The sequence below is a fragment of the Armatimonas sp. genome, from assembly GCF_031410135.1.
Lineage (GTDB): Bacteria > Armatimonadota > Armatimonadia > Armatimonadales > Armatimonadaceae > Armatimonas.
Genome location: NZ_JANNYP010000413.1, coordinates 1 through 6159, shown reverse-complemented (window position 1 = coordinate 6159; position 6159 = coordinate 1). Strand labels below are relative to the sequence as shown.

Annotated in this window: 4 protein-coding genes; 3 read left to right on the top strand and 1 reads right to left on the bottom strand. The window is 58.3% G+C overall.

Annotated features, from left to right (window positions below):
* Positions 1-251 precede the first annotated feature (251 nt).
* Positions 252-737 (top strand): hypothetical protein, encoded by a 486-nt coding sequence (locus RMO15_RS15235; protein ID WP_309714303.1) that lies wholly within the window; start codon positions 252-254, stop codon positions 735-737.
* A 94-nt stretch (positions 738-831) separates the two neighbouring features.
* On the opposite strand, the gene RMO15_RS15230 is transcribed toward RMO15_RS15235, so the two are convergent.
* A complete protein-coding gene (locus tag RMO15_RS15230) occupies positions 832-2085 on the bottom strand; it encodes a PQQ-binding-like beta-propeller repeat protein (RefSeq protein WP_309714302.1) in 1254 nt (417 codons plus the stop codon).
* An 89-nt stretch (positions 2086-2174) separates the two neighbouring features.
* Between RMO15_RS15230 and RMO15_RS15225 the strand changes: the two genes are divergently transcribed.
* Both RMO15_RS15225 and RMO15_RS15220 read left to right on the top strand, forming a co-directional pair.
* Complete coding sequence (locus tag RMO15_RS15225) at positions 2175-2981, top strand: hypothetical protein (RefSeq protein ID WP_309714301.1); 807 nt, start codon at positions 2175-2177, stop codon at positions 2979-2981.
* A 112-nt stretch (positions 2982-3093) separates the two neighbouring features.
* Positions 3094-6159 (top strand): DUF1592 domain-containing protein (locus tag RMO15_RS15220; protein WP_309714300.1); only part of this gene is annotated, 3066 nt, incomplete at its 3' end.

Sequence of the window (6159 nt, the reverse complement as noted above, 5' to 3'; positions counted from 1 at the left end):
GGTGCGGTAAGAAGTCTTTTTCCCTTTGGGTTTAGGCTCTTTGGTTGTTTTGTTTCGTTTCACAGCTTTTCATAATTGCCAGAACCGTGCCTGTAGCTACCTGATAAAAATACGGGTTAGCCCGTTATGCAACAAAGCCGCTTGCAATTACAGGAACGACAAGTGAGGTTCAGTCTGGTTTTCCTAAGGTGGAGAGCCTGACAAATAAAGGTGGTTTTGCCAGCCCTATGAATGTTGGGCTTAGCTTGAGAATGGACCTGACTACTAATACCGGACAGCTGACAACAACCGCAACCTTTACCAAGCCGGGTGGGCTTGCAGGGCTAGGCTTTTGGATCACGGATATGGATGCTTCAGGCACAGCTTGGCGCGATAAGCTCACTTTTTCAGCGACATTGGCAGCAGGGGGCAGTACCACTCCGACCTTAACCTCGAATGTGCCTGTGAACTACACCTTGGGACCAGGAACGATTGCAACCAAGTCGACCGTTGGGGATATTGCTACGACCTCCAGCAACGGAAATGTGTTTGTCTACTTTCCCAATGCGATAACCGCTTTTACCATGACCTATAATAATGACTCGGGAACTCAGAGCAATCCAGATTCCCAGCATGTGACCATGCACAGCTTCATGATTGTCCCTGAACCCGCGACTTTCTCTCTGGCATTTTTGGGTATCTTATTTTCCCGCGCTTCCATAAAATTACGAGGTAAGAGCGAACGGAACGAGGCATGATTACCTCCGTACCGCCTCACTTCGACGCCCTCGGCGGTTAAGAGCCGAGGGTCATCAAAGAGTGCAATACGCAGAGGGGATCCACTTAGCGCACTTAGTTCTTAATGTCGTAGCACCAGAGGCAGCCCAGGTCGCGGATGTAGAGCTTGCCATTGGCCACTATCGGATGTGCCCAGGCTTTGCTCTGCCCACGATCCGGCTGTGCAGACGGAGCGAAGCGGCCTAGCTCGGTGTACTTGGTGGGATTAGCTGCCACCAGCGCGACCTCGCCGTTCTCGCTGTGCAGGAAGAGAAGCCCATCGGCGGCGCAGATCGCGGCGGCTCCGATCCCGCGCTCCTCCCAGACAATCTTACCCGTGGCAAACTCGGTGCAGAGCAGAACGGGGCCGGACGTGCCGTAAAGATAGTCGCCGATGCGCACTGCGCCCCCGAGACTATTGGGTCCTTTGCGCTCGATATAGGCGGAGTCCGCCGTGAAGCTCCCCGCCGCCGCGCTGATCTTCGCCGCACCACTGGCCGACGCTGCGCCCGTGTAGATCAGGTTCGTGGACGCAATGGGGGTGAGGGCATGCATCCCAAAGCGCGTGTCGAGGGTCTTGTCGAAGCGCCAGAGCAGCTTGCCTGTCGCGGCCTCCACCCCGACCACACCTTTACTCAGGTACTGGACGTACTGTCGCACGCCCCCAATCTCCACCGCAATCGCAGACGCGTAGCTGGCGGCTTTCTCGCCTGGGATCGCGGACTTCCAGAGGGTTGCGCCCGTTTTCTTATCTAAGGCCACCATCGCGGCGCTCTCGCTACCAGGCGAGACAATCACTTTGTTGCCGTCTACGAGTGGCGATTCGGAGTAGGCCCAGACACCCGCCGTCCCTCCAAAGTCCGCTCGCAGGCTCTTCTTCCAGACGAGCTTTCCCGTTGCCGTCTCGACGCACGCCAGGTCACCGTCGGAGCCGAGTGCGTAGAGGAACTTGCCATCCACAGTGGGCGTGGAGCGTGAGCCGGGGTAGCTGGGGTTCTGTTTGGGGTTGCCCACCGCGCCGAGCCGCGTGGACCAGAGCTGCTTGCCATTGGTCGTGCTGTAGGCCCGCACGAACTCATTTTCCATCCCCTCATTGCTGAGCACATAGAGCCGGTTTCCCACCACCACTGGTGTGGAATACCCCCCTCCAATGTCCTTCACCTGCCAGACCAGCTTCGGCCCACTGGCAGGCCACGCCTTCAGTAGCCCCTTCTCCTGCGAGATGCCATCGCGCTTCGGCCCCCGCCACTGCGCCCAGTCATCGGCCCTTGCCATTGTCCCCACTGCCGTCAGTGCCAGCGCCACCAGCGCGATATTTCGAAGTTGCATAAGTGCTTCTTTCTTCTCGTTGGGAAACGAGTATGATTGTCTTACTATACCTTGAGAGGCTAGGATGAGGTTCCTCGGTACAATGTTTCATGTTCAAGCCAAAGCCGAAGCCACTCGCCCGCCTGCACTTCTTCTTTGCACGTGAGGCACCTGTCGGGGTGATCTTCCGGGAAGGGCCACGCAAGCGGATTCGGTTGATCCTATGGCACACGGACACCGATACGTTTGAGCTAGGCCACTGGTTTCTGGGACAGCTCCAGTTCCAGGATCTTTCCCCCGATGGCAAGCTGCTGATCTACGCGGCCTATAAGTGGCACCAAAAACAAGAGAATGGCTACAGCGATGCCTGGGTTGCCATCAGCAAGCCTCCCTATCTAACCGCCCTTGCTCTCTGGCCGATGAGCTGGGGACGTTGGGGCGGTGCCTTTCTGGATAACCAAACGGTCGAGCTGACGGGTTCTCTCTCGGTCTGGTCAGAGTCACATCCCAATCATCCACTGCCTCCCTGGCTGACGATCAAGAAGCAGCTTATCTCGGAGCAAAGCCCCTCGTCTCCTAGTGACTGGCAGCCAGTCGTGGGCGGGTCAGAGTACCTTTACGCACCCTACGAAAAGCCTCTACAAGGAACGCAAGGCCGTTTTATTCTGCGTTGCCAAGCAAGACAGAGCCGCTCGCCGCTCTACACGCTCTATGACTCTTTTGAGCAGACTTCCCAGAATCTAGAGGCAGAGCAGGCCGAGGTCGATTCACAAGGGCGGCTGATCCTAACACGCGACGGCAAGCTCTTTGTGGCAACCCTCCACGACGATGGCTCGCTCATGACAACAGAGCTTGCTGACTTCAACGACATGGTCTTTGAAGCCATTCCCCCGCCTGAGTGGGCAATCAAATGGTAAGTTTTTTGATGCAATGAAGGCACCACGGCTGGCTGAAGGTTCACATCCATCTTAACCCGACTATATCCACCCTCTGTTTTTGGCGTGTTTTCCTCGACGAAATGAGAGGAGCATGCTATCATTTGAGATGATGCACCGTAAGTTCAGGTTTAATCTTTACACCGGGGGCGCATTAGCGTCCACTCTCTCGCTTTCTGTCATGCTTCTATGGACCGGGAGGTCGGGGGCGGCGACTGCGGGGCCGACAGCGCGGGAGCTGGAGAAGCAGTTTGCGAGCACGGTTCGCCCGTTTATGCAAGCCTACTGCACGGACTGTCATGGAAAAGACAAACCGCAGGCGCAGCTCAACCTTGCAGGCTACACCACGATGGCCTCCGTGGTCAAAGACCTGCCGCACTGGACTTTGGTGATGGAGCGACTGCATGCCAAAGACATGCCTCCCGCCGACTTCTCCAAGCGTCCCACAGACAAGCAACGTGCGGCGGTGATGGCCTGGATTGCCGCTGTGCGACAGCTTGAGATTTCACGCACGGCAGGCGACCCTGGCCCGGTGCTCGCCCGCCGCCTCAGCAACGCTGAGTACGACTACACGATCCGTGATCTCACCGGTGTGGACCTTCGCCCGACGAAAGAGTTCCCGGTGGACCCTGCCAATCAGGAGGGCTTTGATAACTCTGGCGAGTCGCTGACGTTCTCTCCGGCGCTCCTAAAGAAGTACATGGCAGCGGCAAAAAAAATCTCCGAGAACATGGCGCTCACCTCTACGGGGCTTGCCTTTGCCGCGCATCCCGTACTGGGCGAGACCGACCGCAATAAGTTCTGCACCAAGCGCATTGTCGCCTTCTACAAGAGCCAGCCCACCGAGCTTGCCGATTATTTCTACGCCGCTTGGAAGCTTAAGACCTCCGGGAAGCCTCTGGCCACCGTCGCAACGGAGGAAAAAGTCAGCGCGAAGTATCTGGAGACGATCTGGAAGCTACTCAATGCCCCGGAGTATCAAGTTGGCCCCGTGGCAACCCTTCAGAAAAAGTTCAATGCTCTGCCCACCGACCCCGAGGCGGCGAAAGCAGGCAGTCGCGAGCTACGCGAGTGGGTTGTTGGCCTGCGCCGCAAGATCGCCTGGCGCTTTGGAAACCTTAAGGTCCCTGCCGAGTTCCGGGCAGGCAGCTTCACCAATGTCCTCTGGAAAGACCGGCTCTATGCGGCCCACCGCCGCAAGTTCAATCCTAAGCTGCTCCAAGTGGACGCGACTCCTGCAAGCCGCCCCGCCCCCGTGAAAGGCGGCTCGCTAGGTCAGGTAAAAGAGCCGCCGAAGATGATCACGGACCCGGTGGACACGGATCTCTTTATCCCCTCTGACGAGGCGGCGCGGGCTCCGTATCAAACGAGCTTCGAGCAGTTCAGCAGTATCTTCCCGGATGCGTTCTTTATTGATGAGCGTGGCCTAATGGAGTCCGACAATATCTTCCAGCGCACGGATCGCCTGCTGACTGGAGGAACGCACAACGCGACCAGCTACTTCCGCGACGATGTGCCGCTGATGGAGCTGGTTCTAGATGCGAAGGGCCAGAGAGAGCTCGATGCCCTCTGGCGCGACTTTGCGATCATGGCCGCGTACAACGAGGAGACCTATCTCCAGGGAATGTTCTACGAGGGGCTTGAGGCGCAGACAATCCTCGCCGAGCGCGACCCGGAGTTCAACTTCGCAAAGTACACCGACCGGGCCAGTGCGAGTGAGGGGTTTATCAAGCGCTATGCGGATCTCTATCTTGCCAAGGCCAAGCGCAAGGGGGCGGAACCGGAGACCCTGGCGGCCTATGAAGACTACTTCAAGCGCGCGTCGGCGGATATCCGCCAGGAAGAGCGCGACCGGGCCGCTGCGGAACCGGTGCATGTCAAGGCGCTACTAGACTTCGCCCGCCGTGCCTACCGCCGCCCGCTCACCGAGGCGGAGCGCACGAGCCTACTGGGCTTCTACAAGACCCTCCGGCAGAAAGAGGGCATTCCCCACGAGAATGCCATCCGAGACTGCGTCGCCAGCATTCTCATGTCGCCCAGTTTTCTGTTCCGGCTCGATGGAGACGCGCCTGCCACACCGACAAAGCCCGCTACGGGGAAGATTCTCTCGTCGAGCGTGCAAGCACCGCAGAGCAAGGCGAAGACCCAGCCTCTGTCGGATCTGGCGCTGGCCAGCCGCCTGAGCTACTTTATCTGGGCGAGCCTCCCCGACGACGAGCTGATGGCCCTTGCCGTAAAAGGCGAGCTACACAAGCCAGACGTGCTTGCTGCCCAGGCGCGTCGCATGCTCAAAGACCCACGGGTTCGGGCGCTGGCGGTGGAGTTTGGGGGCAACTGGCTGGACTTCCGCCGGTTTGAGGAGCACAGCGCCGTGGATCGTGAGCGCTTCCCCAGCTTCAACGATAGCCTGCGCCAAGCGATGTTTGAGGAGCCCGTTCACTTCATGATGGACACCTTCCAGAGCAATGGCTCAGTGCTGGACTGGCTCTACGCAAAGCACACTTTTGTCAATGCACCGCTTGGCAAGCACTATGGCATGGACGATATAAAGGCCGAGAAAGATGCCTGGGTGAAAGTCCCGAGTGCGGAGAAATACGGTCGTGGTGGGCTCTTCCCGATGGCCGTTTTTCTGACCAAGAACGCCTCGGGGTTGCGTACCAGCCCGGTACGGCGTGGCTACTGGGTCGTGCGGCGCTTGTTGGGCGAGCAGATTCCCCCGCCGCCCGCCGTGGTGCCTGAGCTTCCCAAGGACGAGACACAGATGGGCGATCAGACCCTTCGTGAGGTGTTGGCGGCACACCGGAAGAACCCGGCATGTGCGGGCTGCCATGCTCGCTTCGACTCCTATGGTCTGGTCTTTGAGAAGTTTGGCCCGATTGGCGAGCGGCGTACCAAAGACGGCGGCGGCAAGCAGGTGGACAGCCGCGCCCCGTTTCCTGGCGGAAAAGACTTCGAGGATGTCTCGGGGCTCCAAGATTTTCTAAAGCAGCGCCGCCAGAAAGATTTTCTCGATAACTTTGGCCGCAAGCTGTTGTCTTATTCGCTAGGCCGAACTCTGCTGCCCTCCGACGAGCCGCTACTCTTGGAGATGCAAAAGCGGCTGACCAATAATAACTATCGCTTTAATACAATGGTGGAGACCATTGTCACCAGCCCACAG